Source organism: Massilia sp. IC2-477 (assembly GCF_020707265.1).
GTDB lineage: Bacteria > Pseudomonadota > Gammaproteobacteria > Burkholderiales > Burkholderiaceae_D > Telluria.
In genome coordinates this window covers 69,814-94,720 of sequence record NZ_JAJFEQ010000010.1, presented here as the reverse complement: position 1 = coordinate 94,720, position 24,907 = coordinate 69,814, and the positions used below count along the sequence as shown (strand labels likewise).

The 24,907-nt window shown below is 67.1% G+C and carries 25 protein-coding genes; 21 read left to right on the top strand and 4 right to left on the bottom strand.

What is annotated here, in order from left to right; genetic code table 11:
- Positions 1-51: 51 nt before the first annotated feature.
- From LK542_RS19435 to LK542_RS19405, 7 genes are all read left to right on the top strand, one after another.
- Positions 52-957 (top strand): AraC family transcriptional regulator, encoded by a 906-nt coding sequence (locus tag LK542_RS19435; RefSeq protein ID WP_227813302.1) that lies wholly within the window; start codon positions 52-54, stop codon positions 955-957.
- A 75-nt stretch (positions 958-1,032) separates the two neighbouring features.
- Positions 1,033-2,235: an MFS transporter gene (locus LK542_RS19430; RefSeq protein WP_227813224.1), complete on the top strand. Its 1,203-nt coding sequence runs from the start codon at positions 1,033-1,035 to the stop codon at positions 2,233-2,235.
- A 111-nt stretch (positions 2,236-2,346) separates the two neighbouring features.
- Positions 2,347-4,533 carry an ATP-binding protein gene (locus tag LK542_RS19425; RefSeq protein ID WP_227813223.1) on the top strand — a complete coding sequence of 729 codons (2,187 nt, stop codon included), beginning with the start codon at positions 2,347-2,349 and terminating at the stop codon, positions 4,531-4,533.
- An 82-nt stretch (positions 4,534-4,615) separates the two neighbouring features.
- Positions 4,616-5,461, top strand: coding sequence for a helix-turn-helix domain-containing protein (locus LK542_RS19420; RefSeq protein ID WP_227813222.1), 846 nt, complete (start codon positions 4,616-4,618; stop codon positions 5,459-5,461).
- Between the two features lie 75 nt (positions 5,462-5,536).
- The gene (locus LK542_RS19415) at positions 5,537-6,034 is read left to right on the top strand and encodes an NADH-quinone oxidoreductase subunit B family protein (protein ID WP_227802765.1); all 498 of its coding nucleotides are present in this window, start codon (positions 5,537-5,539) and stop codon (positions 6,032-6,034) included.
- Positions 6,035-6,087: 53 nt separating this feature from the next.
- Positions 6,088-6,528: an OsmC family protein gene (locus LK542_RS19410; RefSeq protein ID WP_227813221.1), complete on the top strand. Its 441-nt coding sequence runs from the start codon at positions 6,088-6,090 to the stop codon at positions 6,526-6,528.
- Positions 6,495-6,998 carry an arsinothricin resistance N-acetyltransferase ArsN1 family B gene (locus tag LK542_RS19405; RefSeq protein WP_227813220.1) on the top strand — a complete coding sequence of 168 codons (504 nt, stop codon included), beginning with the start codon at positions 6,495-6,497 and terminating at the stop codon, positions 6,996-6,998. The genes LK542_RS19410 and LK542_RS19405 overlap by 34 nt, the downstream gene beginning before the upstream one ends.
- 3 nt (positions 6,999-7,001) lie before the next feature.
- On the opposite strand, the gene LK542_RS19400 is transcribed toward LK542_RS19405, so the two are convergent.
- A complete protein-coding gene (locus LK542_RS19400; protein WP_227813219.1) occupies positions 7,002-8,192 on the bottom strand; it encodes an MFS transporter in 1,191 nt (396 codons plus the stop codon).
- 149 nt (positions 8,193-8,341) lie between these two features.
- Between LK542_RS19400 and LK542_RS19395 the strand changes: the two genes are divergently transcribed.
- Genes LK542_RS19395 through LK542_RS19375 form a run of 5 tightly spaced genes read left to right on the top strand, consistent with a single transcriptional unit; the run spans position 8,342 to position 11,534 of the window.
- Positions 8,342-8,671, top strand: a complete 330-nt coding sequence (locus LK542_RS19395) for a helix-turn-helix transcriptional regulator (RefSeq protein ID WP_227813218.1) — start codon at positions 8,342-8,344, stop codon at positions 8,669-8,671.
- Between the two features lie 13 nt (positions 8,672-8,684).
- The gene (locus LK542_RS19390; RefSeq protein ID WP_227813217.1) at positions 8,685-9,167 is read left to right on the top strand and encodes an arsenate reductase ArsC; all 483 of its coding nucleotides are present in this window, start codon (positions 8,685-8,687) and stop codon (positions 9,165-9,167) included.
- 9 nt (positions 9,168-9,176) lie between these two features.
- On the top strand, positions 9,177-10,457 hold the full coding sequence (locus LK542_RS19385; protein ID WP_227813216.1) for an arsenic transporter: 1,281 nt from the start codon (positions 9,177-9,179) through the stop codon (positions 10,455-10,457).
- 22 nt (positions 10,458-10,479) lie between these two features.
- Positions 10,480-11,196, top strand: a complete 717-nt coding sequence (gene arsH, locus LK542_RS19380) for an arsenical resistance protein ArsH (protein WP_227813215.1) — start codon at positions 10,480-10,482, stop codon at positions 11,194-11,196.
- Positions 11,197-11,204: 8 nt separating this feature from the next.
- Positions 11,205-11,534 (top strand): DUF4326 domain-containing protein, encoded by a 330-nt coding sequence (locus LK542_RS19375; RefSeq protein ID WP_227802772.1) that lies wholly within the window; start codon positions 11,205-11,207, stop codon positions 11,532-11,534.
- 131 nt (positions 11,535-11,665) lie between these two features.
- On the opposite strand, the gene LK542_RS19370 is transcribed toward LK542_RS19375, so the two are convergent.
- The gene (locus tag LK542_RS19370; RefSeq protein ID WP_227802773.1) at positions 11,666-12,289 is read right to left on the bottom strand and encodes a GIN domain-containing protein; all 624 of its coding nucleotides are present in this window, start codon (positions 12,287-12,289) and stop codon (positions 11,666-11,668) included.
- Between the two features lie 287 nt (positions 12,290-12,576).
- On the opposite strand from LK542_RS19370, the gene LK542_RS19365 reads away from it, so the two are divergent.
- The 4 genes from LK542_RS19365 (at position 12,577) to LK542_RS19350 (ending at position 16,592) form a co-directional block, all read left to right on the top strand.
- Entirely contained in the window at positions 12,577-13,044 is a 468-nt protein-coding gene (locus LK542_RS19365; protein WP_227813214.1) for a GyrI-like domain-containing protein, read from the top strand.
- Between the two features lie 272 nt (positions 13,045-13,316).
- Positions 13,317-14,912 carry an acid phosphatase gene (locus LK542_RS19360; RefSeq protein WP_227813300.1) on the top strand — a complete coding sequence of 532 codons (1,596 nt, stop codon included), beginning with the start codon at positions 13,317-13,319 and terminating at the stop codon, positions 14,910-14,912.
- 208 nt (positions 14,913-15,120) lie between these two features.
- Positions 15,121-15,840 (top strand): DUF4142 domain-containing protein, encoded by a 720-nt coding sequence (locus LK542_RS19355; RefSeq protein WP_227802775.1) that lies wholly within the window; start codon positions 15,121-15,123, stop codon positions 15,838-15,840.
- A gap of 92 nt (positions 15,841-15,932) precedes the next feature.
- Positions 15,933-16,592, top strand: a complete 660-nt coding sequence (locus LK542_RS19350) for a DUF4142 domain-containing protein (protein ID WP_227813213.1) — start codon at positions 15,933-15,935, stop codon at positions 16,590-16,592.
- Positions 16,593-16,658: 66 nt separating this feature from the next.
- On the opposite strand, the gene LK542_RS19345 is transcribed toward LK542_RS19350, so the two are convergent.
- The gene (locus LK542_RS19345; protein WP_227813212.1) at positions 16,659-17,195 is read right to left on the bottom strand and encodes an FMN-binding negative transcriptional regulator; all 537 of its coding nucleotides are present in this window, start codon (positions 17,193-17,195) and stop codon (positions 16,659-16,661) included.
- Positions 17,195-17,659, bottom strand: coding sequence for an OsmC family protein (locus tag LK542_RS19340; protein WP_227813211.1), 465 nt, complete (start codon positions 17,657-17,659; stop codon positions 17,195-17,197). The genes LK542_RS19345 and LK542_RS19340 overlap by 1 nt, the downstream gene beginning before the upstream one ends.
- A 73-nt stretch (positions 17,660-17,732) precedes the next feature.
- Between LK542_RS19340 and LK542_RS19335 the strand changes: the two genes are divergently transcribed.
- The 5 genes from LK542_RS19335 (at position 17,733) to tssC (ending at position 24,903) form a co-directional block, all read left to right on the top strand.
- Complete coding sequence (locus LK542_RS19335) at positions 17,733-19,226, top strand: PLP-dependent aminotransferase family protein (protein ID WP_227813210.1); 1,494 nt, start codon at positions 17,733-17,735, stop codon at positions 19,224-19,226.
- Between the two features lie 97 nt (positions 19,227-19,323).
- Positions 19,324-21,216: a glycoside hydrolase family 2 protein gene (locus LK542_RS19330; protein ID WP_227813209.1), complete on the top strand. Its 1,893-nt coding sequence runs from the start codon at positions 19,324-19,326 to the stop codon at positions 21,214-21,216.
- A gap of 550 nt (positions 21,217-21,766) precedes the next feature.
- Complete coding sequence (gene tssA, locus LK542_RS19325; protein ID WP_227813208.1) at positions 21,767-22,810, top strand: type VI secretion system protein TssA; 1,044 nt, start codon at positions 21,767-21,769, stop codon at positions 22,808-22,810.
- 69 nt (positions 22,811-22,879) lie between these two features.
- Entirely contained in the window at positions 22,880-23,404 is a 525-nt protein-coding gene (gene tssB / locus LK542_RS19320) for a type VI secretion system contractile sheath small subunit (RefSeq protein ID WP_227802782.1), read from the top strand.
- Between the two features lie 11 nt (positions 23,405-23,415).
- Positions 23,416-24,903, top strand: a complete 1,488-nt coding sequence (gene tssC, locus LK542_RS19315) for a type VI secretion system contractile sheath large subunit (RefSeq protein WP_227802783.1) — start codon at positions 23,416-23,418, stop codon at positions 24,901-24,903.
- Positions 24,904-24,907 lie beyond the last annotated feature (4 nt).

The following is a 24,907-nucleotide window of genomic DNA, read 5'->3' as shown; positions in this document are numbered from 1 at the left end:
GTCGGACTGGATATAATCGATCGTATGCCTTTCATTCGCGAGAGTCCGAACATGGTCGATCCCTTTGCCGAACTCGTCCTGCTGCTCCAGCCGGAGGCGCCGTTTTCGAAATACGTCACCGGCGCCGGCCGCTGGCGCGTGCGGCGCGTGGAGGCCGGCCGGCCCTTCTTCTGCCTGGTCCTGGAGGGCGGCTGCCGCCTTGCCCTTGCCGACCGCGACCCCATCCTGCTGCAGCAGGACGACTTCGTGCTGATCCCGGCGGCGCGCGATTTCACAGTGTTTGGCCTGCAGGAGGGATCCGAGGACGCGGAGGCCTCGTCGGCGGTGCCGCGCGACGGCGAAATCCGCCATGGCGTCCAGGACGGTCTGCCGGAGGTGCGGATGCTGGTCGGTTATTGCGCGTTCGGGTCACCCGACGCCACGCTGCTGGTATCGCTGCTGCCGGCACTGGTGCACGTGCGTGGCGATGCCCGCCTGGGCGCGATCGCGCAGCTGGTCGGCGACGAGTTCCGCGCCGCGCGGCCGGCGCGCGAGGTGCTGCTGGCCAAGTTGCTGGAAGTGCTGCTGATCGAGGCGCTGCGCACGGGCGCCCATCACGCCGACGCACCCGGCCTGCTGCGCGGCCTGGCGGACGCGCGCCTGGGCGCCGCCCGGCGCCGCCTGCACGAGGATCCGGCGCGGGCCTGGACGGTCGGGGAACTGGCCAGGGAAGCGGCCTTGTCGCGCTCCACCTTTTTCGAACGCTTCAGCCGCGCGCTCGGCGTGGCGCCGATGGAATACCTGTTCAACTGGCGCATGGCGATGGCGCGCAGCCTGCTGCGGGAGAACAGGGGCGGCGTGGCCGAGGTGGCGCAGCAGGTCGGCTATGGCTCGGCCAGCGCCTTCAGCGTCGCCTTCGCCCGCCACGTCGGGGTGCCGCCGGCGCGCTACGCCCAGGGCGCATCGGCGGCGGTTTGATGCGCGGTTTCGCGGCAGCCGGCAGCCTAGCGGAAGCGGGTGTAAACTGAGCGGCCGCCATCGTTGCTTCCACCCATGTCGCTACCTTCTTCCGCCGCACCCGTCGCGCCGCCGGCCGCCGTGATGCAAATCCTGTTCTCGGTCGCTTTTGTTCACCTGCTGAACGACTGCGTACAGGCCGTCCTGCCCGCCATCTACCCGCTGCTCAAGCATGAATTCGCGCTCAGCTTCACCCAGATCGGCCTGATCACGCTGACCTTCCAGTGCACCGCTTCGCTGCTGCAGCCCTGGATCGGCCTATACACCGACAAGCGTCCGATTCCTTTCCTGCTGCCAGTCGGGATGTGCGCCACCCTGGGCGGCGTGGCGCTGCTGTCGGTGGCGGGCAGCTTCCCCATGCTGCTGCTGGCCGCAGGCCTGATCGGCCTCGGCTCCTCGACGTTTCACCCGGAGGCCTCGCGCGTCGCACGCCTCGCCTCGGGCGGGCGCTTCGGCTTTGCCCAGTCGCTGTTCCAGGTCGGCGGCAACCTGGGCTCGGCCTTCGGACCGCTGCTGGCGGCCGCCATCATCGTCGGCAGCGGCCAGGGCCGGATCGCTTGGCTGATGCTGCTGGTAGTGCTGGCGGTGATCGTGCTGTTCCAGGTCAGCCGCTGGTACGCGGGACACCTGGCGAGCGTGACGAAGAAGGTCGCCGTGCATGCAGGACCGGGCCTGCCGCGCGGGCGCGTCATCTGGGCCCTGACGGTGCTGGCGCTGCTGGTGTTCTCGAAATACATCTACATGTCCAGCCTGTCGAGCTACTACACCTTCTTCCTGATCGAGAAGTTCCACGTGTCGGTGGAGGCGGCGCAGGGCTATCTGTTCCTGTTCCTGGCGGCGGTGGCGGCCGGCACCTTCGCCGGCGGGCCGATCGGTGACCGCATCGGGCGCAAGCGCGTGATCTGGTTCTCGATCCTGGGTGCGGCGCCGTTCGCACTCATGCTGCCGTATGCGAACCTGTTCTGGACCGCCGTGCTGTCGGTGGTGATCGGGCTGGTGATGTCCTCGGCCTTTTCGGCCATCGTGGTGTTCGCGCAGGAGCTGGTGCCGAACAAGGTCGGCATGATCGCCGGCCTGTTCTTCGGCCTGATGTTCGGCATCAGCGGCATCGGTGCAGCGGCGATGGGGGCCATCGCGGACAGCACCGGCATCGAGACCGTGTACCGGATCGCGTCCTTCCTGCCGCTGTTCGGCATCCTCGCCGTGCTCCTGCCGCGCGTCGACGCAGGCCGCAGCTAGTTCTGAAAGGCAAACTGTGCGCCGGAGCAGTCGACTCCGCGTGCATAATGGCCCCATGGCGGCGCCGGACCGGCGCCGCCGCCTCCCGTCCGCCCTCCCATCCATCCTGTCATGAAGATCCGGGCTTACCTCCTGATCATGATCGGCGCCATCATCCTGCCGATCTCGCTGTTTGCCGCCATCGCGCTGCAGACCCTGCTGCGCTCCGAGCGCGAAGCCGCGCTGCAGGCGCTGGAAGAAACGGTCGGCGCCACGGTGCTGCTGGTGGACCGGGAACTGAGCAGCGCCGAAGCCGCGCTGCGCGTGCTGGCGCACTCGCCGCACCTGGCGCACGGGGACATGGAGGCCTTCTACGAGCATGCGGGCAGCGCCGACCGCGGCGAGACTGGACGCACCATCCTGTTCGCTCCAAACGGCCAGCAGATCATCAATACCGTGATGCCGCTCGGTGAACCGCTGCCGCCGCCGCCCGACTACGTCCGTGTGCGCACCCGGCAAGTCATCGACACCCAGCGCACGGTGGTGTCCGGCCTGATCACGGGCGCCGTGCAGCGGGTGCCCGTCACCACCATCAACGTCCCGGTGCCGCTGGGGGAGGGGCGCCGCTACGTGCTGGCCTCGGTATTCGGCACCGAGTATTTCAGCAACCTGATCTCGCAGCGCACGATTCCGAAGAGCTGGTCGCTGGCCGTGATCGACCGCGATGGACGCTTCATCGCGCGCACGCGCGACCTGGCGCGCATCGGCCAGCAGGCCAATCCGGAACTGCTGCGCACCGCCTCGGGCAAGACCCGCGGCCTGCTGCGCGCGAAGACGATCGCCGGCGTCGATTCCTATTTCGCTTTCACGCACTCGCCGATGTCGGGCTGGCTGGTGGCGGTGTCGGCGCCGGCCGCCGAGATCGAAGGCGCTGCGCGGCGCGCAGTCACCCTGGCCGCGGTCGGCATGCTGGTGGCGATGCTGTGCGCCGCCGGTGCGGCGGTATTCTTCACGCGCCGGCTGGTGGCATCGATCCGCGGGGCCGCCAGCGCCGCCACCGCGCTCGGACACGGCGCGGTGCCGCATGCGCCGCCGGCCGCGATCGCCGAGGTGAGCGAACTGCATCGCTCGATCGACGAAGCGGCGCACAAGCTGGCCGAGGCCGAGGCCGAGCGCACCTCGCTGCTGGAGCGCGAGCAGGAGGCGCGCGTCGTCGCCGAACAGCAGGTGCAGATCCGCGACGAATTCCTGGCCATGCTGAGCCACGAGCTGCGCAACCCGCTCAGCGGCATCGTCGGCGCCGCCCAGCTGCTGCGCATGGATCCGGCCAACCCGGCCCTGAAACAGCACGCCCAGGACATCCTGCTGCGCCAGGGCAAGCACCTGACCCGCATCGTCGACGACCTGCTCGACCTGGCGCGCCTGGCGCGCGGCAAGGTGCAGCTGGACCTGCGTCCGGTGGACCTGGCGGCCGTGGTCGAATCGACGGTCGACGCGCTGCGCATCGCCGGCAAGGTCGAGCACCAGCTCAGCTGCACCCTGGCCCCGGCCTGGGTGCTGGCCGACCGCACCCGCATCGAGCAGGTGGTCGGCAACCTGGTGACCAATGCGCTCAAGTACACGCCCAAGGGCGGCGCCATCGACATCAGCTTGAGCACCGACGGCGACGATGCCTGCCTGGCGGTACGCGATTCGGGCGTTGGCATTGCGCCGGAACTGATGCCCCAGCTGTTCGACATCTTCGTGCAGGGCAAGGTGTCGCTCGACCGCTCGCAGGGCGGCCTGGGAATCGGGCTGTCGCTGGTGCGCAGCCTGGTGGCGCTGCATGGCGGGACGATCCGCGCCGACAGCGAAGGCACTGGCCGCGGCAGCACCTTCGTGCTGCGTTTGCCGCTGCTGGACCAGCATGCGCCGCAGGAGGGCACGGCCCAGTCCGCGCCGGGCACGAAGGCACGACCGGCCGGGAGCTCCGTGCTGCTCATCGAGGACAACCACGACGCGCGCCAGATGCTGGCGGCGCAGCTGGCGGCCATGGGTTACCGCGTGCTGGAAGCGGACAACGGCAAGGACGGCCTCGAGTTGGCGCGGCGCGAACTCCCGGGCCTGGGCATCGTCGATATCGGGCTGCCGGGCATGGACGGCTATCAAGTGGCGGCGCAGGCCCGGCGCGATCCGCTGCTGGCGGGGATGCGCCTGATCGCGCTCACAGGCTACGGCCAGCAGACGGACCGCCAGCGCGCCCTGGATGCCGGCTTCGACGCGCATTTCGTCAAGCCGCTGAAGTTCGAAGACCTGGCCAACTGCCTCGCCGCCGGCTGAGGCGTCGTCAAGGGCATGGACGCGGCGCGCGCGACGCGCTAAGCTCGGCCCAATCCGCCGACCTCGCCCGCCAGGAACCGCCATGCCAGCCCAGCCCAGTGCTCCCAACGAACGCCAGCTCGCCCTGCCGCGACGCGCGCTCGCGCCCTGGGTCAAGAACCTGATCGGCGGCGGCTTCGAGGTCGCGCAGCCGCACCTTCCCGCCAGTCCCGACGCCCAGCTGGTAATCTACCTGCGCGGCGGCGCCACCCTGCTCGACGGCCAAGGCGCGGGCAGGCTGCCGCCGGCCTTCCTGTCGGGACCGAGCCTGGCGCCGCGCCGCTTCGTGGTGGAGCCGGGCAGTGCCTTCATGTCGGCCGTGTTCCGCGCTTCCGGCATCCTGCATTGCTTCGGCATTCCGGCCGACTGCCTGGGCGCCGCATCGGTGCCGCTCGACGCCGTGATAGGTCAGGGGAACGCAGAGCGCCTGCAGGACGAATTGCAGCACGCGCGCGGCTTTCGCGAGCGCGTTCGCGTGCTCGAGGATTTCCTGCTGCGCCAGGCCGGGGACGGGCAGGGTGCGTCGCTCCCCCAGCTGTCCTTCGAGCGCCTGTTCCAGCCGGTCGGTACGCTGGCCGCCGACCTCGGCCTGGGCGTACGCCAGTTCGAGCGGCGCTTCCTGGCGCACCACGGCGTCGCGCTGCGCGACTACCGCCGGCTGGCGCGCTTCGCGATGGCGCTGTCAAGCCTGATGCGCGAGCAGAAGCGGCCGACGCTGGCGCAGGCCGCGCTCGACGTCGGCTACGTCGACCAGGCCCATTTCAGCCGCGACTTCCGCCAGTTCGTAGGCGATACGCCATCCAGCTTCCTGGCCCGGCGTGGCGACAGCGATTCCGGCTACCGCTTCTGGCAGTTCGAACGTGAGGAGCTCGATTCCTTCACACGCTAGCGCGATGTCGTGTCGGTACAAGACACCACGCGCGCAAGACCGTATCGTCGCCCCTGTTTGGAGAAGGAGCCGACGATGGAACAACCCGTGCTGGAAGGCCAGCCGCTGGAAGGTCAGCACTATCTGCTGACGAATGTCGAACACCTGCTGTCGCACGCACGCGGGAACAGCCTGTGGTACCTGTCCTTTGGCCTGGCCTGCTGCGCCGTGGAGATGATGCATGCCGCTTCCGCGCGCTACGACATGGACCGCTTCGGCTGCATCCCGCGCGCCAGCCCGCGCCAGGCCGACCTGATGATCATCGCCGGTACGCTCACCAACAAGATGGCCACCGCGCTGCGCAAGGTCTATGACCAGATGCCCGAGCCGCGCTACGTCATCTCGATGGGGTCCTGCGCCAACGGCGGCGGCTATTACCATTACTCGTATTCGGTGGTGCGCGGCTGCGACCGCATCGTACCGGTTGATGTCTATATCCCCGGCTGCCCGCCGACGGCCGAGGCGCTGGTCTACGGCATCCTACAGCTGCAGCGCAAACTCGGCGAGCGGCGCCCGACGTCGATCGCGCGCTGAAGGCTCGAATGCGCTAGGATGAGGCATGCCCCTTCCGGGCGCAGGAGACCGGTATGCGCATTACTGCCTTTGTCGACAACTCTGCCATGGCGCACCAGGTTGCCGTGGATACCGACGGATCGCGCCAGTCGCTCGGCGTACCGCCCAAGGCGTCCGGGCCCGGATCGGGCGTCAACGGCGGCGAATTCCTGATGCTGGCGCTGGCCACCTGCTATTGCAACGACCTGTACCGCGAAGCGCGGCGGCTCGGCATCCCGCTCGAGGCCGTGCAGGTCGAGGCCAGTGCGGACTTCCCGGGCGTCGGCCTGGCCGCCACCGATATCCGCTATCGCGCATCGGTGCGTTCGTCCGCCCCGCAAGACGACATCGCGCGGCTGCTGGCGGAAACGGATGCGGTGGCCGAGGTGCACAACACCTTGCGCGCGGGCTGCGCGGTCGTGTTCGAACCTATAATGGCCCCATGTCCGCCATCACGATCCGCCCCGCTACAGTAGAAGACGCCGCAGCGATCTGCGCAGTCTATAACCCGTATATCGCCACCACCACCATCAGCTTCGAGGAAGAGCCGGTGTCCGCCGCCGACATGGCACAGCGCATCGTCGACGTGGCAGCATCAAGCCTGCCCTGGCTGGTAGCCTGCCGCGAGGGGCGCCTGCTCGGCTATGCCTATGCCACCAAATGGCGCGCCCGTCCGGCCTACCGCACGTCGGTGGAAAGCTCGGTCTACCTCGACCGGCAGGAAGCGAGCCGTGGCCTCGGGACGGCGCTGTACCAGGCCTTGCTGGATGAACTGCGCGCACGCGAGGTGCACATGGTGATCGGCGGGATCGCCCAACCCAACGAGCGCAGCGTGGCGTTGCACGAGAAGCTGGGCTTTCGCAAGGTGGCCCACTTCAGCGAAGTGGGACGCAAGTTCGGGCGCTGGGTCGACGTGGGGTACTGGGAGCTGCGTCTGCAGGATTGAACGTCAGGCGGCGCGCCGCGCAAGGGCCGGGGCGCCAACCGCGGACAGGTAGAGCAGCAGCGATGCCACGCCAACGCCGAACATGGCCAGCGGCAGCATCAACGGTCCTGACGCCCCGGCCAGCACGGCGGCGCCCACTAGCGGGCCGGCCGCGCGCGCCAGCAGCGCCGGCACCGACATCGCGCCGCTGATCGCGCCGTAGTGGCGTGCCCCGAACATCGCGCGCGGCAGGGTGCCGCGGACGATCGTCAACACCCCGTTGCTCATGCCGTACAGCGCGCAGAACAGCGCCACCGCCCAGGCCTGCGTGCCGAGCAGCGCCAGCACCAGGATGCCGAGCGGCAGGGTGGCGAATACGACGCGGCCGACGGCCTGCGGCGTGGCGCCCTTGGCCAGGACCCGCTCGCCGATGCGGCCGACGACCTGCATCGGACCGATCAGCGCCGCCAGCGTGACGGCGACCGTGGCCGGGTGGCCGAGCGTGCGCAGCAGCGGGATCAGGTGCAATGCCAGCGCGGTGAAGATGAACACGTTGGCGGCGAAGGCCACGGCCAGCTTCCAGAAGGCCGGATGGCGCACCGCTTCGCCCAGCGTGTGGCTGTCGCGCGGTGCGTTCGGCGCCGCGGGCGGATGGGGCGCGTCGCGTCCCAGGCCCAGGTGCAGCGGCAGGCAGACGGCCAGCTGCAGCGCGGCGTAGGCGAGGTAGGTGTCGCGCCAGCCGAGGCGCGAGCCGAGCGCCATCGTCAGCGGCCAGAAGATGCTGCTGGCAAAGCCGGCAAACAGGGTCAGCGTCGAGATGGCGCGTGGGGCGCCCACGACGACCTTGCGGTTGATGGTGGCAAAGGCGGCATCGTACAGGGTGAGCGACATCGCGAGCCCGATCACGGTCCAGGCGCCGAAATAGGAGACGGTCCCCGTGCAGCGCGACAGCCATGCCAGGCCGATGGCGCTGGCTAGCGAACCGATCGCCATCACGTACCGGCCGCCGTGGCGGTCGACCAGGGCGCCGATCGGCGTCGCTGCCACGCCCGACACCAGCAGGCTCCAGGAATAGGCCGCGAACGCGGTTTCGGCGCTGATGCCCAGGTCGCGCCGGATATCCGGCGCCAGCACCGCGAACGCATAGTAGAGGGCTCCCCATGACGCAATCTGCGTGATGGCGAGGATGCCGATGGTCCTGCGTGCTGCTGACAAAACTGATCTCCCGGCGCGGCGGCGCAACCCATGACTCTACCGCAGCCGGGCTATTCATGCCGGGTGTCATCATCCTGTCAAATTATTTCGATAATATTCGAAGCATCCGCTATACTTCGATAACTATGGAAATGACGAAAGATACTCCCATGGATACCAAGGCCGCCATCGCGGCGCTGGCCGCGCTGGCCCAGGAGTCGCGCCTGGCCGTCTTCCGCCTGCTGGTGCAGGCTGGCCCCGCCGGCATGGCGGCTAGCCGCATCGCCGAGGCGCTCGGCATGCCCGCCTCCTCGCTGTCCTTCCACCTGAAGGAGCTGAGCCACGCCGGCCTGATCGTCCCGCAGCAGCAGGGGCGCTTCATCATCTATGCGGCGCAGTTCGAGACCATGAACGGGCTGCTGTCCTTCCTGACCGAGAACTGCTGCGGCGGCACTCCCTGTACGCCGTCCTGCACGCCTGCCTGCGGCGCCACTTCCTGACTCCACCGATCCCATGAACATCCTCTTCCTTTGCACCGGCAACTCCTGCCGCTCCCTGATCAGCGAAGCCGTCTTCAACCACCTGGCGCCGCCCGGCTGGCGCGCCCTGAGCGCGGGCAGCCAGCCAGCCGGCCGGCTGAACGCGCGCGCCCTGCAGCTGCTGGCGGAGATGGGCATTTCTACCCAAGGCTACTACAGCAAGTCCTGGGATGCGCTGCCCGTCACGCCCGACCTCGTCGTCACCGTCTGCGCCAGCGCCGCCGGCGAGACCTGCCCGGCCTACCTCGGCCCGGTGCTGCGCACCCACTGGGGCGTGGAGGATCCCAGCCACGTGGTCGGCACGGAGGAAGAGATCGATGTTGCCTTCGAGCAGGCCTACGCCATCCTGCGCGGGCGCATCGAAGCCTTCCTGGCGCTGCCGCTGGATGAACTGGTGGCCGACCGCGCGCGCTTCAAGGCGGAGCTCGACCGCATCGGCGCCCTGCTGCCAGCCTGAGGGAAGACTTTGCTGCCCGCCTTCCTGATCTTCCTGGCCACCCTCATCCTTGTCATCTGGCAGCCGCGCGGCCTCGGCATCGGCTGGAGCGCCGCCGCCGGCGCCGTCGCGGCCCTGCTGGCCGGCGTGGTCAAGGTGAGCGACATCCCCGTCGTCTGGGACATCGTGTGGAACGCCACCGGCGCTTTCGTCGCCGTCATCATCATCAGCCTGCTGCTGGACCGGGCCGGCTTCTTCGAGTGGGCCGCGCTGCACGTGGCGCGCTGGGGCCGAGGCAAGGGACGGCGCCTGTTCGTGCTGCTGGTACTGCTGGGCGCCGCGGTGGCGGCCCTGTTCGCGAATGACGGCGCGGCCCTGATCCTGACGCCGATCGTGATCGCCATGCTGGCCGCGCTGCGCTTTTCGCCAAAGGCGACGCTGGCCTTCGTGATGGCGGCCGGTTTCATTGCTGATACCGCGAGCCTGCCGCTGGTCGTGTCGAACCTGGTGAATATCGTATCGAGCGATTACTTCAACATCGGCTTCGCGCGCTACGCCGCCGTGATGGTCCCCGTGAACCTGGTGTCGGTCGCCGCCACATTGGGTGCGCTGGTCTGGTTCTTTCGCAAGGACATCCCTGCGGACTACGACCTGGCCCAGCTCAAGCGCCCGGAGCAGGCGATCCACGACCGTGGGACCTTCGTCACCGGCTGGTGGGTGCTGGCGCTGCTGCTGGTGGGCTTCTTCTGGCTGGACGAGGTGGGCGTGCCGATCAGCGCCGTGGCCGCGGCCGGCGCCTTGCTGCTGCTCGCAGTGGCCGCGCGCGGGCACCGCATATCGACGCGCGAGGTGGTGCGCGGCGCGCCCTGGCAGGTGGTGGTGTTCTCGCTGGGGATGTACCTGGTGGTCTACGGGCTGCGCAACGCCGGCCTGACCGATTACCTGACGGCGCTGCTGGAGCGCTGCGCCGCCCACGGCGTGTGGGGCGCGGCGCTCGGCACCGGCTTCATCACGGCGATCCTGTCCTCGATCATGAACAACATGCCGACCGTGCTGGTGGGCGCGCTGGCGATCGATGCCAGCGCGACCACCGGCGTGGTGCGCGAAGCCATGGTGTATGCCAACGTGATCGGCGCCGACCTGGGGCCGAAGATCACGCCGATCGGCAGCCTGGCGACGCTATTGTGGCTGCACGTGCTGGCGGCGAAGGGCATCCGTATCTCATGGGGGTATTATTTCCGGGTCGGCTTGAGCCTGACCCTGCCGATCCTCTTCGTCACCCTGGCCGCGCTGGCCCTGCGCCTGGGCTGACGCCGAACCGTCAAGGCTGAACATGGACAAGATCCCGAATCTCCCGAACATCAATCCGGCGCAGCTCGACCTGCCCAGCATGGACAAGCTGGCGCCGGTGGGCGAGCTGAGTCATCCGCCGCGCATCCTGCTGCTCTACGGCTCGCTGCGCGAGCGCTCGTTCAGCCGCTTCCTTACTTACGAGGCGGCGCGCATCCTGGAGCACTTCGGCGCCGAGGTGAAGATCTTCGACCCGATGGAGTTGCCGATGGTCGGCAGCGTGCCTGAAACCCACCCCAAGGTGGTCGAGCTGCGCGAGCTGTCGCTGTGGTCGGAAGGCCAGGTCTGGTGCAGCCCCGAGCGCCATGGCGCGATCACCGGGGTGATGAAGAACCAGATCGACTGGATCCCGCTGGAACAGGGGGCGCTGCGTCCCAGCCAGGGCCGCACCCTGGCATTGATGCAGGTCTGCGGCGGCTCGCAATCCTTCAACGTGGTCAACACCATGCGCCTGCTGGGACGCTGGATGCGCATGTTCACGATCCCGAACCAGTCCTCGGTGCCGATGGCCTACAAGGAGTTCGACGAGGAAGGGCGAATGCGTCCCTCGGCCTACTACGACCGGGTGGTGGACGTGATGGAGGAGCTGTTCAAGATCACCCTGCTCATGCGCGGGCGCGTCGATTACCTGACCGACCGGTATAGTGAGCGTAGTGAACGGGCGCTGCGCAAGGTGAACGCCCAGATCGAACGCCTATAGGAGGATCGATGACGCCGACACGGGTACGACTGAGCAGGAAAAAGGGCTGGAAGCTGCCGCCGAACACGGTCTCGGTGGCGCGCCCCGGCCGCTGGGGCAATCCGTTCTCGGTCGTGCCGGATGCCGTGCCGGGTACGCCGGTGGGTAGCCGCTACGTCGCGATGCCGAGCATTCCGGAAGCGGTGGCCGCCTTCCGGCGCTGGGTCGAGGAAGATCCGGCGGGACGCCGGCTGGCACAGGAAGCGCAGGAAGTCCTGCGCGGGAAGAACCTGGCCTGCTGGTGCCCGCTCGATGGTCCCTGCCATGCCGAGGTTCTGCTCGACATCGCCAACCGCTGAACTTAGCGCCTAACAATTCCCCCCATGGCTGCGTTGCAGCGTCTCGCTGTACTAGCGTACTGTCTTCGTGGTCCGCCACTGCGGCGCTGCGCCTTGCCCTGGGGGTTTTGTTAGGCGCTATTAAAAAAATGTTATTTAACAGCGACCACGCTGCCAATGCCCGACACCGACTTGTTCACCACGCGCGGGTTGCCGTAGTAGCTGAGGTTGCCCATGCCGCGCACGTTGGCGTTGAGCTTGTCCTTGGCATAGATGTTGACGGAGCCGATGCCTTCGAAGCTGACGTCCACTTCCTGCGCAATCAAGGCCTTGGTGTCGACTTCGCCCACACCCTGGGCGCGCAGGGTCAGCTGGCGCACTTCGCCATCGATCGCCAGGCGGCCGGCGCCGCGGTAGTTGACGACGAGGCGGTCGCCGCGAATCTTGTTCAGGCGCATCACGCCGGCGCCTTCGCCCTTGAAGGTCTGCAGTTCCGGCAAGGTAACAACCACGCGGTCGCTGGTTTCGATGCTGTTGCGGGTGCTGTCCTTCATGTCCAGGCGCAGTTCGCCGTCCACCACCTCGCTGGTCACGCGGGCGATGAAGCGCGGGTCACCGTAGACTTTCAGCGAATACGATTTGCCGGCTTCCACCGTCAGGCTCACCGGGCCGTGCACGGCGATGCCCTTGAACGGCGACACGCTACGCGCTTGCTCATCAGCATGAGCGCTCATCGAAGCGATGGACAGGACAGCGGCGAGGATCAGGCGTTGCATGGTGGTCTCCGGTAAGTGGTATGAGGCCATTGTAGGGAGACGGGGCAGGCCGGGTTGCCGTTTGCGACGAACTGCAAAAAACCGGGATTGGACTGCCGCGATGGCGGAATGGTCGTTTGTATAAGACGCGAAAATTGCCTGTTCGGAAGTCGTCAATACGAGTGTGTGCGCTGTTGCACATTTGTCCTGCCAGATAGTGAAAAATAGGTGCGCACGATTGGTTCCGTGACAATATTGTCGAGGAGTTAAGGCTATAATTTTCTTCGTCCACTTGCGTAGCCAAAACCATGCACATCTCTACCGTCAACTTACCTGAAATGAAGCTCGCCGGGCTGCCGCTCGCAGGGCCGCTGTCGGTTCTGGAAGCGGATCTGCCGGACATCTGGAGCAGCCTGCTGGAGCGCGAAAGCGAACTGGGCGACATCAAGGGCCCGCGTTACGCCGTCCGGCTGCAGAACAAGGATGGCGTGCGCCTCGAATGCGTCGGCGTCGAAGTCGCCGACCTGAATAATCTGCCGCCGGGCATGATCGGGCTGCACATCCCCGAGCGCCGCTATGCGATGGTGACCCATCGCGGGCCGGTCACGCGCACCCAGGCCACCTACCTGACCGGCTATGCCACCATCGAGCAGCTGGGCATGGTGCCCGATGAAGAGGGCTGGCGCATCGAGCGCTACGACCGGCGCTACACACCGGCGATGGACGATGGCAACCGCCCCGACAACGCCTACGACATCCTGATCCCGCTGCTGTAAGCGCTGCCCTGAATTGGTGCCGGTATGTTTTCCTACCGCCGGCCCCGGTAGGGCGGCTTGCGCCGCCGGTATCCCTTCCCAAGGACACATGCATTCTGCCCGCCGAATATGACCGGCGTTTGACAAAGCATGCGCCCCTGCGCTGCCGGCCATATCGCCGTCAATATTCCAGCTGGTAATAAAAGCGCGGATAATGCCTGCTTTCCCGCAACCCGGAGCAGGCAGTGCATGACCACGATTCCCACCCCGACGATCCGGCACGCCGGCGCCTGATGCAGGCGGCGGCCGCCGGCCTGACGCTGGCCGTACCCGGCCTGGCCGAGGCAGCGCCGGCGAAACGGGCCGCGCCGCGCGCCGCCAGCTCGCTCGACGCCAAGCTGCGCGAGCGCGTCAAGAACGTGGTCGTGATTTACCTCGAGAACCGCAGCTTCAACAATCTGTTCGCCGACTTCCCGGGCCTGGCTTCGCCCCTGTCCGGCCTGGCGCCGGAAGCCTGGCGGCAAAAGGACCGCGACGGCTCGGTCCTGCCGACCCTGCCGAAGATCTGGGGCGGCATGGTGCCGGGCCGCCAGAACCTCGGCGGCAAGGACTATCTCGTCAAGGAAGACGACATCCAGGGCCTGCCGAACGCGCCCTGGAAACTGGTCGATCTCGAGGGCAAGCCGCTGCCGGAAGGGATCATTACGCGCGACCTGACCCACCAGTTCTATCACAACCAGATGCAGATCAACGGCGGGCGCAACGACGGCTTCGTGGCCTGGGGCGATTCCGGCGCACTGGTGATGGGGCAGTACGGCGAGACCAGCAAGAACCTCGGCCTGTGGCAGATCGCGCGTGAGTTCACGCTGTGTGACAACTTCTTCATGGCGGCCTTCGGCGGCTCCTACCTGAACCACCAGTTCCTGATCAGTGGCCGCACGCCGGAATACTTCCACGCCGCCTCGACCCCGGCGAAGTCGAAGATCGCCGTTACCGCCGACGGCCCGACCGGCTCGCGCCTGGCGCTGGCGCCCGATTCGCCCAGGTCGGCACTCGAGGGCAAGCCGAAGTTCGTGCATCACGGCGCCATCACCCCGGACGGCTACGCGGTCAACACCATGGCGCCTCCCTACCAGCCAACCTGGGTCAAACCGGCGCCGGGCGGCGACCCGATGCTGGCCGATCCGCAGGATCCCTCGACCCTGCCGCCGCAGAGCTACAAGACGATCGGCGACCTGCTGAGCGAAGCCGGTGTGGGCTGGGCCTGGTACGGCGGCGGTTGGCAGGCCGCACTCGACGGCCGCGGCCAGGGGCAGCGTCCCAACTTCCAGTATCACCACCAGCCCTTCAACTACTTCAGGCAGTTCGCCCCGGGCACGAAGGCGCGCGCCGAGCACCTGCGTGACGGCGGCCTGGGCGACAGCCCGATCTCTAACCGCTTCATCGCCGACGCGGTGGCCGGCAAGCTGCCGGCGGTCGCCTTCTACAAGCCGCAGGGCAACCTCAACCTGCACGCCGGCTACTCGGACATCGAGTCGGGCGACGCCCACGTGGCCAACGTGATCGAGCATCTGAAGAAATCGCCGCAGTGGAAAGACATGGTGGTGGTCATCACCTTCGACGAAAACGGCGGCTGGTGGGACCATGTGGCGCCGCCCGAGGGCGACCGCTGGGGACCGGGCTCGCGCGTGCCGGCCATCGTGGTGTCGCCGCACGCCAGGCGCGGCGCGGTCGACCACAACTTCTACGACACCACCTCGATCCTGCGCTTCATCACGCGCCTGCACGGCCTGCCGCTGCTGGAAGGCCTGGCGGCGCGCAACGCCGCCTTCGCCGCGCGCGGCGCGCGTCCGCCGGGCGACTTGAGCGCGACGCTGCGCTTCCGCTGAGCGCGTTTCTATTTCCTGCAAGCCAGTCTCCGGACTGGCTTTTTTCTTTGTTTCGGGACACTTGCTGGACAGGTATTGCGATACGGCTAACGTGCGCTGTTCTGCAATACGCAGCGCTACACTCGAAAGCGCTCGACATCGTGTGATGTCAGAGGGAGACGCCGCCATGGGCGGCAGCCCAACCCACCGAAAAAAACAGGAGAACATCATGCAGAAGAATCAAGTCGTCAAGAAATTGCTCGCTGTGACTGCCGTTGCCGCCATGTTCAGCGCCTTCGGCGTGCAAGCCCAGACCAGCGGCCAGACTGCCCAGTCGATGAGCAACCAGAGCGCCACCGGCAAGCAGAACATGACCGGCAAGACCGCCGCCGACGGCACGGTCAACAACACCAGCAGCCAGGGCATGGAAGACCGCAGCGGCCAGGTCGGCGCATCCGGCGCCGCCGGCGCCACCGGTTCGGGCGCGGCCAAGCTGAGCGCGGCCGACAAGAAGACCATCACCGACATGGCGCTGGCCAACATGGCCGAAGTCGAGACCGGCAAGCTGGCCCTGAGCAAGAGCCAGAACGCCGACGTGAAGACCTTCGCCCAGCAGATGATCGACGACCACGGCAAGGCCCTGACCGAAGTGCAGGCCCTGGCCCAGCAGAAGGGCGTTACCCTGCCGACCGAACTCGATCCCAAGCACAAGGCCATCTCGGCCAAGCTGGAAAAGCTGAGTGGCGAGGCCTTCGACCGCGAGTACATGAAGACCGTGGGCGTGACCGACCACAAGCAGACCCACAGCAAGCTGGAGAAAGGCTCGAAGAGCGCCAAGGATCCGGACGTCAAGGCCCTGGCCGCCAAGCTGATGCCGACCGTCGAGCAGCACCTGAAGGCAGCCCAGCAGATGTCGTCGGCCAAGTCGGGCACGACCTCGGGCAAGTAATCGTTTGAAACGTGGCTGGCGCAAGCCAGCCCGGCAGAACTCGCCGGCGGCCGTGGCTGCCGGCGAGTACGTCAAGGCATCAAGGAGCAATCATGCATAAACGACCGCGCATCCATTCCGCGCTTGCGCTGTCCATCGCCGGCCTGCTGTTCACGGCCGGCGCAGTACAGGCACAGACCGCCCAGACCGCCGCGCAGGGCACGGCGCCCGCGGCAGCCAAGGCACCCGCCAAGCTCGACCGCGCCGACCGCACGGCGCTGACAGACATGGCCCAGGCCAACATGGCCGAAATCGCCACCGGCAAGCTGGCCCTGAGCAAGGCAGCCAATCCGGAAATCAAGGCCTACGCCCAGCGCATGGTCGACGAACATACCAAGGCCCTGGCCGAGGTGCAGGCGCTGGCCCAGGCCAAGGGCGTCGAGCTGCCGAAAGAGCTCACCGTCAAGCACAAAGCCAAGGGGACGATGCTCGAAGCCCTGAGTGGCGACATCTTCGATCGCACCTACATGAAGCAGTCGGGCCGGCGCGACCACCGCACCACCCACGAAAAGCTGCGCGACGGCATGGACAAGATCAAGGACCCGGACATCAAGGCCCTGGCCATGAAGATGCGCCCGGTCGTCGAGCAGCACCTGCTGGCGGCGGACGAACTGATCGCCCGCACGGCGCGCAACGCCACCGGCACGGCCGGCACGCCGGGCAACGACACCAGCACCGCGACCGGCAAGGAGCCGACGCCGATGAAGAAGTGAGGGCACGTCTCACAACGCGCCCGAACGGCGCCCGTCACGCAGCGTCCTGAAGGCGCCCCGACCGGTTCAGGCCGGCGGGGCGCCTTTCCATTTCCCCTCGATGCGCTCGATGGCGATCTCGATGCCGACGATCGCCCTGAGCATGCCGTCGATATAGGCGGGCGGCGCATCCGCCACCGACCAGGGCTGCGGCTGTGGCGCTTCGTGGTGCCGCGTCTGCGCGTGCAGGAAGTCGAGCAGCCAGGCCGGATCCTCGATCGCGCGCAGGCGGCCGTGCACATGCACCACGTGGTAGTCCCAGGTCGGCACCACGCGTCCGCCCGTCTCCAGTTTTTCCTGCTGGTCGGGCGGCACGTAGGCCGCCGGGCCGCGGAACACCGCCAGCACCTGCTGGCCGGCGCGGCGCCAGACCGGATTGGCGCGCGCCACGTGGGCACGCAGCAGGCCCGCGCCATCGGGCCCTGGGGGGACGTATTCGAAGGGCAGGTGATCGGCGTCAGGCAGGGCGCCATCGTGCGTGACGAGCATGCCCAGCGCATGCGCGCGGATCAGGTCCTGCATGGCCTGCGGGTCGTGCTGGCGGTGGCGGGTCGGCAGGTACATCAGCGCGTCTCCACGACGATCACCGCGGTCTTGAGCGAATTCGCGATGTAGCAGCGTTCGTGGGCGGCGTGGTGCAGCGCGTCCAGGTCGGCCGCGCCTGGCTGGCGCTCTCCCGCGAAGACGATGGCGGGCCTGAGCTCGATGCGCGTCATCGCCACGCGCCCGTCCTCGTCGGCGCCGAGGAAACCGACCGCGCGGTCGAGGTAGCTGTCCACCGTGAAGCCCCCCTGCTGCGCCAGCGACAGGAAGAACAGCATGTGGCAGCTGGCCGCTGCGGCCACCAGCGCTTCTTCCGGATCGAGCGCCGCCGGATCGGACATCGGCAGCGGCACCGACAGCGGCGAGGACGAAGCCCGCAGCGTGAGCCCGCCATCGAACCCCCAGTCGTGGGCGCGGCTGTAGCGCCCATCGACGAAGGCCTGGCCGGCGCGCTGCCAGGCCACCTGTGCTTCGAACTCCTTCATTTTCCCTCCGAGCTAGTAGAGTCACCATCCTAGCGGGCGACTTGGCTTGCTCAAAGTGCCAATCCGGGCGAAGATGAGCGTACCAATCATGCTGATCCACGAACTCATCGCCGCGGCGCCGCTCGAGCGCACGGCCGCCATCCCCCTGTTCCGCCAGCTCTACGCGCGGCTGAAGGACGCCATCCTGCACGGCCGCCTGGCGCCGGGCGCGCGCCTGCCGCCAACGCGCGAGCTGGCGCAGCAGCTGCAGGTCTCGCGCCAGACCGTGCTCGCGGCCTACGAACAGCTCACCGCCGAGGGCTACCTGCGCGGCGGGGTGGGGCAGGGGACCTTTGTCGATGCGGCGCTGCCGGCGGCGCGGCAGGAACACACGGCGGCAGGCGCCGCGCCCGACCTGCTGCGCCCGCTCCCGGCGCGCGGCGCGGCGCTCGCCACCAGCATGGCGCGCGTGCGCCATCACCAGGGGGAGCTGCGCACCTTCCGGCCCAGCATGCCGGGCCTGGACCTGTTCCCCTTCGAGACCTGGCGCAAGCTGGAAGCCCACCACTGGCGCCGGCGCGCGCTGCCGCTCGGTTATGGCGCCGCGGCTGGTCACGCGCCGCTGCGCGAGCTGCTGTGCGCTTACCTGAACGCCTCGCGCGGGGTGCGCTGCACGCCCGAACAGGTGATCATGACCACCGGCTCGCAGCAGGCCCTGTACTTGCTGGCGCAGCTGCTGCTGGCGCCGGGCGACGGCGTGTGGCTCGAGTCTCCTGGCTACCAGGGCGCCGCCGCGCCCTTCGAGGTCGCGGGCGCGCGCATGTGCCTGGTGCCGGTCGATGAAGAAGGCATGGACGTCGCCCATGCCGCAGCGCGCTATCCGGACGCCGCAATGGTGTTCGCCACGCCTTCGCACCAGCTGCCGCTGGGCGTGACCATGAGCCTGGCGCGGCGCCTCGAGCTGCTGCGCTGGGCGCAGGCGAAGCGTGCCTGGATCGTCGAGGACGACTACGACAGCGAATACCGCTACACCGGCCCGCCGCTGGCTTCCCTGCAAAGCCTGGACCGGGCCGGCTGCGTGATCTACATCGGCACCTTCTCGAAAGTGCTGTTCCCCGGCCTGCGCCTGGGCTATGTGGTGGCGCCGCCCGCGCTGGCCGGGGCACTGGCCCAGGCCAAGGCCGTGGTCGACCGCCACAGCCCGATCGTGCCGCAGGCGGTGCTGGCGGACTTCATCCGGCAGGGCCATTTTGCCCGCCACATCCGGCGCACCCGCGAGGCCTATGCCGAACGGCGCGCGGCGATGCTGGAAGCGCTCGACCAGCACCTGGGCGGCATGCTGGCCTGCGGGCCAAGCGATGCGGGCCTCGACCTCTGCCTGCATTTCACGGGGCACGGCGACGAAGCGCAGGCCGTCGCCCGCGCCGCCGCGGCGGGCGTGGAAGTGCGCCCGCTGTCCTACTTCGCCCATCCGCAGGCAGGGCCTGCATGCGCTGTCCCGCCCGGGATGCTGCTCGGCTTTTCCGCCTTCACGCCGCAGCAGATCCGCGCCGGCGTCGCACAACTGGCGCAGGCGCTGAAGGCCTGAGGCACGCACGACGCAGGCTGCGCTTTACCTGCTCATCCATTGCCGATACCATCTTCCAGACCATGATGGAAACGTTGCCAAAACAAAGGAGAAGAGGATGAGACAATTGTTTGCAGTGCTGCTTGCCTGCGCCCTGCAGTGGACGGGGCATGCCGCCGCCGATGAACCCCAGGCAGTCGACGTACAGCTCGCCGGCCAGCCTGCCGCTAGCGCCCGCGACAGTGCCCTCATGGCGCCGCTGCAGAACATCCACGGCCGCAGCCACCTGAGCCTGAACGGCCGCTGGAGCTACATCATCGACCCCTACGAGAACGGCTACTACGATTACCGGCGCCAGGCCTTCGACGCGTCGAAGAGCGGCAAGGGCGGCTTCTACGACGACCGCAAGCCGAAGGACAAGGGCGACTGGGTCGAGTACGACTTCGACCGCGCCCCGACCATGAAGGTCCCGGGCGACTGGAACTCGCAGGCCGAGAAGCTGCAGCTGTACGAAGGCACGGTGTGGCTGCGCCAGGTCTTCGAGGCCGATCCGAAACCCGGCAAGCACTACGTGCTGTACTTCGGCGCGGTAAACTACGAAGCCCACGTCTACCTCAACGGCAAGAAGCTCGGCATGCACAAGGGCGGCTTCACGCCCTTCCAGTTCGACGTCACCGGCCGCCTGGCCAAGGGCCGCAACGTGGTCGTGGTCAAGGCCGACAACACGCGCCGCCAGGACGAGATCCCGACCGTGAACACCGACTGGTGGAACTACGGCGGCATCACGCGCGACGTGCTGCTGGCCGAACTGCCGTCCACCTACATCGCCGACTACAAGCTGCAGCTGGCCAAGGGCAATGCGCGCCGCCTGCAGGGCTTCGTGCAGGTGGCCGGGGCGAAGAAGGCGGGGCAGGTGCAGCTGGCGATTCCGGAAGCCGGGTTCAAGGCCAGCGTGCAGCTGGACGCCAACGGACGCGCCGCGATCGACCTGCCGGTTGGGAAGCTCGACTACTGGTCGCCGCAGCAACCGAAGCTGTACGCGGTCGAACTAAGCGCAGGCGATGACCGGGTGGTGGATCGCATCGGCTTTCGCACCATCGAGACGCGCGGCCAGGACATCCTCCTGAACGGCAAGTCCGTGTTCCTGCGCGGGATCTCGCTGCATGAAGAAAATCCCCTGATCCCGGGCCGCCTGCGCGGCCAGGGCGACATGCGCATGCTGCTGCAATGGGCCAAGGAACTGAACTGCAATTTCGTGCGCCTTGCCCACTATCCGCACAGCGAAGAGATGACCCGCCTGGCCGACGAAATGGGCCTGATGGTATGGGCCGAAGTGCCGGTCTACTGGACCATCTCGTGGACCAATCCGGCGACGCTCGACAACGCCGCCACCCAGCTCGGCGACATGATCGTGCGTGACAAGAACCGCGCCAGCGTCATCGTGTGGTCGGTCGGGAACGAGACCCCGATCAGCGCGCCGCGCAACGCCTTCATGGGCAGCCTGGTGCGCACTGCGCGCTCGCTCGACGACACCCGCCTGGTGGCGGCCGCGCTCGAGATCCACCGCAAGGGCAGGGACATCACGATCGAGGATCCGCTGGCCGAACTGATCGACCTGGCCAGCTTCAACGAGTACGCCGGCTGGTACTGGGCCAGCAATGCCGAGATGCTCGACTTCCGCTTCGACATCCGGCTCGACAAGCCCGTCGTCGTCACCGAGTTCGGCGCCGACGCCCTCGGCGGCTACCACGCCGACGCCGACACGCGCTGGAGCGAGGAATACCAGGACCGCCTGTACCAGAACCAGTTCAAGATGCTGTCCGGGATTCCCGGCCTGCGCGGCATGACGCCCTGGGTGCTGGCCGACTTCCGCTCGCCGCGGCGCCAGCATCCCTATTTCCAGGACTTCTGGAACCGCAAGGGCCTGATCTCGGACGACGGCAAGAAAAAGCAGGCCTTCTGGACCCTGAAACAGCACTACGACGCGGTACAACGCCGCTACGAAAAGTAAGACCCATCCTAATGCTGGTCGTTTAAGAGCTAACGCCCACGCGGTCAGATCACAGTACGGCAGCCCGCGCAGTTGTTCGTATCACAACGATCACCGCGAGGGCGGGGAACCCGCCTACCTACAATGTTGGTCTCGGACGACGGCAAGAAAAAGCAGGCCTTCTGGACCCTGCAGCAGCACTACGACGCGGTGCAGCGGCGCTACGAACGGTAGGCGCGTTACCCGCAATGGGTAGCGCCGGCACTCCGGCGCTACCCCCGATAGTCGCCATCCATGCATAACTTATTATTATAAGTTTTAGAACATTATCGACTTCAAGTAAACATTTGGAGTAAAAAAGTCAATGCTTTGGCTTTGATTTAGATAAAAAAAAATTATCTTTTTTCACTAACCTTGAGCTCGTTACTTGGCGTATAGTGCGGAAAAACAAGAGTGATACTCACTAAGTTTGTGAGTAACACTTAATTAAATATAAATACAAACACGATGGCGTTGCGGAGGAGACTTCGATATGACGCCCTCGTGATCCAAAACCGAACTACGCGCAATCATGAGTATTGTCGACGTCGATGTCCTGCTCCAGGAAGTGGAGACAGGCATGCCTTGCGGGCCGAACCTGGAGTACGACCCGCTCTTCCTCGAGCTCGAGCAGAACGCCCAGGGCAAGCCCGAAGTCCAGTACGGCGCCACCCTGGTCCCGGCCGTGCCGCCCGAATGGAAGGTGGTCAAGAAGCAGGCCTTCGAGCTGCTCGGCCGTTCGCGCGACCTGCGCGTCGCCATGCTCCTGCTGCGCAGCCTGCTGGCCCTGCACGCGATCCCCGGCTTCGCCGACGGCGTCCAGCTGCTCGAGCGCCTGGTCGACGAGCGCTGGGACAGCGTCCACCCGCAGCTCGACCCGGACGACGACAACGACCCGACCCTGCGCCTCAACTCTATTGCCACGCTGCTGGACGCCGCGTCCATCATCCGCGACCTGAAGGACACCGCCTTCATCCAGCTGCCCAACCTCGGACCGCTGTCGGTGCGCGTGCTCGAGGTGTCGTCCGGCGAGACGCCGCCCCCTGCCGGCCAGTCCGCGATCGCCCAGGCCTCGATCGATGCCGCGCTGCGCGACGTGCGCCCTGAAGCCATGCTGGAAGCCGCGGGCGCCGTCGCCCGCGCCCACGACAGCGTGGAACGCTTGGAGGCCGCGCTGGTGCGCCAGGTCGGCGCCGCCAATGCGATCGACATGGGCATCCTGAAGCGCCAGCTGCGCCGCATGCGCGACGTGCTGGCTCCCCACCTGCCGCAGACGGAGGAGCTTGACCCCATGGCCGACACCCCCGCTTCCGAGGAGCAGGCCGGTGCCCCCGCCGCTGCGCCTTCCTCCGCATCTGCCCCCATCAGCGGCGAGATCAACAGCCGGGCCGACGTGGTGCGCATGCTCGACAAGATCCTGGCCTACTACCAGCGCAACGAACCCTCCAGTCCCGTGCCGATGCTGATCGAGCGCGCCAAGCGGCTGGCACCCAAGAATTTCTTCGAAATCATGGAAGAACTGGCGCCCGAGAGCGTCAACCAGCTGAAGATCCTGCGCGGTCCGGAAGCCGCCTGAGCGGCGATGCCGGCACTGCCTGGATCGTCCAGGTAACAAGCGTGTAGTCCAATCCTGAAGGAGTCAACCGTGGGCAAAGAGAGTAGCCAGAAGTTCATCGCGCGCAACCGTGCGCCGCGTGTGCAGATCGAATACGACGTCGAGGTCTATGGCGCCGAGAAGAAGGTCCAGCTGCCGTTCGTGATGGGCGTGCTGTCCGACCTGTCGGGCCAGCCGGCCGAGCCGCTGGCGCCGGTCGCCGACCGCAAGTTCCTCGACATCGACGTCGACAACTTCGACGAGCGCCTCAAGGCCATGAAGCCGCGCGTCGCGGTGCAGGTGCCGAACACCCTGACCGGCGAGGGCAACCTGGCGGTCGACCTGACTTTCGAGAGCATGGACGACTTCACCCCGGCCGCGATCGCCCGCAAGGTCGAGCCGCTGCGCAAGCTCCTGGAAGCGCGCGGCCAGCTGGCCAACCTGATGACCTACATGGACGGCAAGACCGGCGCCGAAGAACTGATCGGCAAGCTGCTGGCCGAACCCGCCCTGATGCAGGCGCTGACCTCGGCGCCCAAGCCCGCCGACGAATCTGCCGACGCAGCCGCCCAGTAAAGGAGAAGACGATGTCTGAAGCACTCGCAGAAGTACAGCAGGAGTCCGGCACGCTCGAGATGAGCGACTTCGGGGCACTGCTGCAGAAGGAATTCAAGCCGCAATCGGACAAGGCCAAGGAATCGGTCGAAGTCGCGGTGCGCACCTTGGCCGAGCAGGCGCTCAGCGGATCCAACCTGATCTCTGGCGATGTGCTGGCTACCATCCAGAGCCTGATCGCCGCGCTCGACAGGAAGCTCACGGAGCAGATCAACCTGATCATGCACGCCGACGAGTTCCAGAAGCTGGAAGGCGCGTGGCGTGGCCTGCACTACCTGGTGAACAACACCGAAACCGACGAGATGCTCAAGATCCGCGTGATGAACATCTCGAAGAACGACCTGGCCAAGTCGCTCAAGAAGTTCAAGGGCACGGCCTGGGACCAGAGCCCGCTGTTCAAGAAGATGTACGAGGAAGAGTACGGCCAGTTCGGCGGCGAGCCCTTCGGCTCGATCGTGGCCGACTACTACTTCGACAACAGCGCTCCGGACGTCGAGCTCCTGACCTCGATGGCCAAGATCTCGGCCGCCGCCCACGCGCCCCTGATTAGCGGCGCCGCCCCGTCGGTGATGCTGATGGAATCGTGGAACGAGCTGGCCAACCCGCGCGACCTGACCAAGATCTTCCAGACCCCCGAGCACGCCGCCTGGCGCTCGTTCCGCGAGTCCGAGGATTCGCGCTACGTCGGCCTGGCCATGCCGCGCTTCCTGGCGCGCCAGCCTTACGGCGCCAAGACCGACCCGGTGGAGGCCTTCGACTTCGAGGAAGACACCAGCGCGCCCGGCTCGAAGAACTACGCCTGGGCCAACGCGGCCTACGCGATGGCCGTCAACATCAACCGCTCGTTCAAGGAATACGGCTGGTGCTCGCGCATCCGCGGCGTCGAATCGGGCGGCGCGGTCGAAGGCCTGCCGGTGCATGCTTTCCCGACCGACGACGGCGGCGTGGCCATGCAGTGCCCGACCGAGATCGCGATCTCCGACCGGCGCGAAGCGGAACTGGCGGCCAACGGCTTCATGCCGCTGGTGCACAAGAAGAACACCGACTTCGCCGCCTTCATCGGCGCCCAGTCGATGCACAAGCCGGCCGAGTACGACGATCCGGACGCCACCGCCAACGCCAACCTGGCCGCGCGCCTGCCTTACCTGTTCGCCACCTGCCGCTTTGCCCACTACCTGAAGTGCATCGTGCGCGACAAGGTCGGCTCCTTCAAGGAGCGCGCCGACATGCAGCGCTGGCTGCAGTCCTGGATCATCAAGTACGTCGACGGCGACCCGACCAACTCGAGCGAAAGCACCAAGGCGCGCAAGCCGCTGGCCGCCGCCGAAGTGGTGGTCGAGGAAGTCGAGGGCAACCCGGGCTACTACAGCTCCAAGTTCTTCCTGCGTCCGCACTACCAGCTGGAAGGCCTGACGGTGTCCCTGCGCCTGGTGTCGAAGCTGCCATCGGCCAAAGGCTGATTTA